General features: G+C 63.6%; 4 protein-coding genes. 1 reads left to right on the plus strand and 3 read right to left on the minus strand.

Translation table 11 applies throughout. The features are described 5' to 3' along the window. Nucleotides 1–149 precede the first annotated feature (149 nt). Nucleotides 150–1175, plus strand: coding sequence for an alcohol dehydrogenase AdhP (adhP, locus tag QZV94_RS23565; protein WP_293682685.1), 1026 nt, complete (start codon nt 150–152; stop codon nt 1173–1175). A gap of 662 nt (nt 1176–1837) precedes the next feature. On the opposite strand, the gene QZV94_RS23570 is transcribed toward adhP, so the two are convergent. The 3 genes from QZV94_RS23570 to QZV94_RS23580 all read right to left on the minus strand — a co-directional run bounded on the left by QZV94_RS23570 (nt 1838) and on the right by QZV94_RS23580 (nt 4020). Beyond that, the gene (locus QZV94_RS23570) at nt 1838–2659 is read right to left on the minus strand and encodes a Crp/Fnr family transcriptional regulator (RefSeq protein ID WP_293682687.1); all 822 of its coding nucleotides are present in this window, start codon (nt 2657–2659) and stop codon (nt 1838–1840) included. Nucleotides 2660–2788: 129 nt separating this feature from the next. Next, nucleotides 2789–3190 carry a DUF1622 domain-containing protein gene (locus QZV94_RS23575; RefSeq protein ID WP_293682688.1) on the minus strand — a complete coding sequence of 134 codons (402 nt, stop codon included), beginning with the start codon at nt 3188–3190 and terminating at the stop codon, nt 2789–2791. A gap of 611 nt (nt 3191–3801) precedes the next feature. Continuing rightward, nucleotides 3802–4020 carry a hydroxylase gene (locus QZV94_RS23580; RefSeq protein ID WP_293682689.1) on the minus strand — a complete coding sequence of 73 codons (219 nt, stop codon included), beginning with the start codon at nt 4018–4020 and terminating at the stop codon, nt 3802–3804. Between the last annotated feature and the right edge of the window lie 256 nt (nt 4021–4276).

A 4276-nucleotide genomic window follows, 5' to 3' on the forward strand; every position in this document is an offset into this window, starting at 1 on the left:
GGAGCGTCTGAATGGCTTTCTGGAACATGCCGGACTCCTAGTGCTTGACTGGTAAGTCTCAGGCCCGACTGACCGCCGCACTGATCTGAATCAAAGTCGTGCTGGGAGCGGCTCTCTACCGTCCCTGCATTCACGAGGCAGGCAGGCGCATGACGAAGACAATGAAGGCCGCGGTTGTTCGCGCGTTCGGCAAGCCGCTCACCATCGAGGAGCTACCCATCCCCACGCCGGGGCCCGACCAGATACTGGTTCGGATTGCGGCGACCGGGGTCTGCCACACCGATCTGCATGCCGCCAAGGGCGACTGGCCTGTGAGACCCGCCCCGCCGTTCGTGCCGGGCCACGAAGGCGTCGGGACCGTGGTGGGGGTGGGAAAAGATGTGAAGCGCATCAAGGAGGGCGATCGCGTCGGGGTGCCCTGGCTCTACACGGCGTGTGGCTATTGCCCCCACTGCCGGACCGGTTGGGAGACGCTTTGCGGCGCCCAGAAGAACACCGGCTATTCGGTGAACGGCACCTTCGCCGAATACGTCGTGGCCGACCCCAACTATGTGGCGCGCCTGCCCGACAGCCTGGACTGGGGACCCGCCGCCCCGATTCTCTGCGCCGGTGTAACTGTCTACAAGGGCTTGAAGGAGACCGAGGTCAGGCCGGGACAGTGGGTGGCCATCAGCGGGATCGGCGGGCTCGGGCATCTGGCCGTGCAATACGCCAAGGCTATGGGCATGCATGTGGCGGCGATCGATGTGCATGCGGAGAAGCTCGCGCTCGCAAGCGAGCTCGGCGCCGAGATCATCCTCAACGGTCGCGAGGCCGACCCTGTCGCTGAACTCCAGAAGCGGGTCGGGGGGGTTCACGGGGTTCTGGTGACCGCCGTGTCCCCCGCGGCGTTCGACCAGGCGTTCGGTTTCCTACGTCCGCATGGAACCATGGCTTTGATCGCGCTGCCGCCAGGCAAGTTCGCGATGCCGATCTTCGACACGGTCCTGAAGCGCATCACGGTGCGCGGCTCGATCGTCGGCACCCGGCAAGACCTCGAAGAGGCGCTGGAATTCGCCAGTGACGGGGCGGTCGCGACCCACTTCACATGGGACAAGCTCGAGAACATCAACGCCGTCTTCGGGCGCATGGAGGCCGGCGCGATCGACGGAAGGGTGGTGCTCAAGTTGGACTGACGCAGCGCGCGAGCCGCGAGGTTTGGAACGGGTTGCCCACCTTGCCGAGACAGAGGAAGGGCAACGCGCGTTGCTGCCGTCAGGATCCGCCAAGACCCGCGCGTCCACCAAGTCGCCCGCATTCGGCAGGGACGAGTCTGGTACGGCGCGTTCCAATCTCTCCGGATATTCGAGGGCTGAGGTTTCTGAGTATCTGGAAAATTGTGGCCAAATGAACAGAGAATTGGCGAAGAATAGCGACGGCTTGAGGCCAATTGAACCAATTGCCGTAGCGGAAGTTCATATCTCGAAGCTGACATTTCAATCAGGGGAAAATGTGATGACCAGGCCGCTAGATATTTTATTCGTGCTCGCGCTCGCAGGAGCCGCATCGGCGTGCGCGACGACCCCACCCACAGCTGAGCAGCGCGCCGCGTGCGAAGCGATGACCGGAAAGATGGGTGAGACAGCGCCCCACAGTCACAGTTCGGACAAGGGTAGTGGACCCAGCCCGATGGCCATGACGCACGCTCAGTGCCAGCGCTTGCTGGCGCAGTGACGAACGCATAGGCGCCCTGGTCGGCGCGGCCACGACGGCGAGCTACAGGGCGGTCGCCTTCCCTTGAATTGGTGCGACCACAGTAGTGGGGCCCAGGGCGTGACCGCCAACTCACGGGCGCCGGTCAGTAGTGCGGCGTCGATCCTGCGGCTAAATCCTGGAGGGCGCGCCGCTTCAGCAGCAAAACTGAAGTCGGGTGTTGCAAACCTATAAGACCCGCAGCTCTGAGCTTGGTGAAACAGCGACTCACGGTTTCCGTCGTGAGACCCAGGTAATCCGCCATATCCGCTCGGGTCATGTGAAGGGGGACCATGACCTGACCGTCAAGGTCTGCATTTTTCCGGAGGCTCAACTGAAGGAGAAAGCTGGCCAGCCTTTCCATCGCCGTCTTGCGGCTGAGCAGCAGCAGCTGCTCCTGGGCCACCTCGAGATCATGAGTGACGCGGAGAAGTAAGGCAGCCTCGAGGTTGGGGCGCTCGGCGACTAGTTGACGAAATGCGGCGCGGGGAAACCGCCAAGCCTCGACGGGCTCGAGCGCTTCGATGCCCGAGCTATAAGACTCGAGTGTCGCGAGGCCGATAAGGTCACCCCCAAAAAGAAAGCCCACCACTGAGGTGCGGCCATCGGCGAGCTGCTTGTAGCACTTTGCTGACCCGCTCTTCAGGGCCATCACGTGGAACGCCTCATCACCGTCCCGCTGCAAGGTTTCGCCCGCCGCGTACGACTTGATTTTTACCTCATGCGTCAGCGAAAGCAGGTCGGCGTCCGGCCAGATGTCGTCGGTCCGGGTTGTGATCGGCAGACGTGAGACCAGCGGCGAAACGGGGCGGAGGCGGGACTTGGAGGGCGCGGCTACCATGGGTGCGAACCGCTGTTGCGTGCTTCCGTTCGGACGCTTGCGACGATTGCCCTGATGCAATTGCTGGGGGTCACTGTATTCGATCACTAAGGCTAAGCTTCCAGGTGGCAGCTCAACCGCTCGAGCGTGCTCTAACGCGCAACGTTGATCTACTGATACTCCTACGCATCATGATCCTGGCGACCCTCAAATTTGTGGCCGACCGCGATTTTATTTTCACTCGGCTGGTGAGGGCAGGCGGGTGGCCCGCCGGCGTTCGGCGCTGTCGATCTCGCGCTGGATGAAGAAGTTCAGGGCCGTCCGCAGCGCCGCGATCGCGGCTAGCTGGCCGATCTCGGTCCAAGTGGGCGCCACGGCTGTTCGCATGATATCCGCGGCCAGCAGGAACTCGAGCCCCAGCGCCAGCGCGCGAGCAAGCCCGAGGCGTGGCCCCTCGTCGTGTGAAGCCGGGGAACCACTGGCCTGACCTGGCTTCAAGGTGGCCTGCATGGTTCTCCAGAGGGCCGTCAGGACCGCAATCGCGATGATCGCGACCGCGACCGCATCCGTCACTAGGGCCAGGCTCACGGTCAGTTGCTGCAACATTTCCGCCGGCTGAACGGATATCGTGCTGTTCAATTCTGGTCTCCCGACGCACTCCAAAGGACCACGGATGAGCCTTCCTCTCCAAATGCCGGCTCCGCGACGAGCCACGGCTGCGGCCCCTATCGCCCTGCTGGCGTCTCGAACCCACACGGACCGCGCGGCCGCCGGTCAATGCCGCGGTGATCGCTGTTAAACCACGGGGGTTCGGGTCTGAGCGAGACGCTGGACCGGTGGCTGCCGGCAGACGCGCCAAGGGCTCCGGCAGGATGGAGATAGAGCTGGAGATGCATGCCGGCGGGACCCAATGCAACGGAACGCCTGCGCGGGCGGCATGAAGCTGGGGATAATGGATGTCCATGAAGGACGACGCGATGTCCTCGGCGCCCCAAGAGCAGAGCCCCCCGGGCAAGATGTAGATGAACGATCACGTGTGAACGCGTCCGGATGGCGAGCCAGAGCGAGCCAAGCTAGCGTCGCGGCGTCACTTTCCTTTGATGGCTGGCCACGCCGCCGACGAGCATTGCCAACCGCGGGATGCCTCTTGCCCCCAGCAGCTAGGTTCTGGGCTCAAGTTGCTCCGCGTGCGGACCGCCGGGAATAGGGGCGGCCCGCACGCTGAAGGCACACGCCCTTGCGCGTGTCGATCACTTCGCGAGCATGCGCCGGCACTGAGCGTGGGTAAGATCCATCGTATTGACGCCGCCCGTCTTGTCGGTCGCATGGCTATGGGTGGCGCCTTCGCCCATCGCGAGCATCTTCTCGCAGGCCGCGCGTTGCTCGGGCGTGGGGGGCTCGGAGGTGGTGGCGCAACCTGAAACCAGCGCCGCCACAGCGAAGGCGCCCGTGATGAGCAAGAGCTTCATGATCGCGTCTCTTTCTGTTCTGCTTGGGACCCTGCGACTAGCACGCGGCGACGCCGCCTAGGCATCGGCGCCGCTGCTGATTCCAAATTCCTCGGAGGCGCCAAACATTTAGGCGCCCAATCTGGAAGCCTGGCTATCTGGGCCGCATCCGAGGGCAGACTAGCCGGCCAGCCGCGAGCGAAGTGTCTCGACGTCCTTCGACTGCATGTCGATGGTCTTCTGAGCCATGCGTCTAATCTCGGGATCCTTGGCATCC

The organism is uncultured Phenylobacterium sp., assembly GCF_902826855.1.
Taxonomy (GTDB): domain Bacteria; phylum Pseudomonadota; class Alphaproteobacteria; order Caulobacterales; family Caulobacteraceae; genus Phenylobacterium.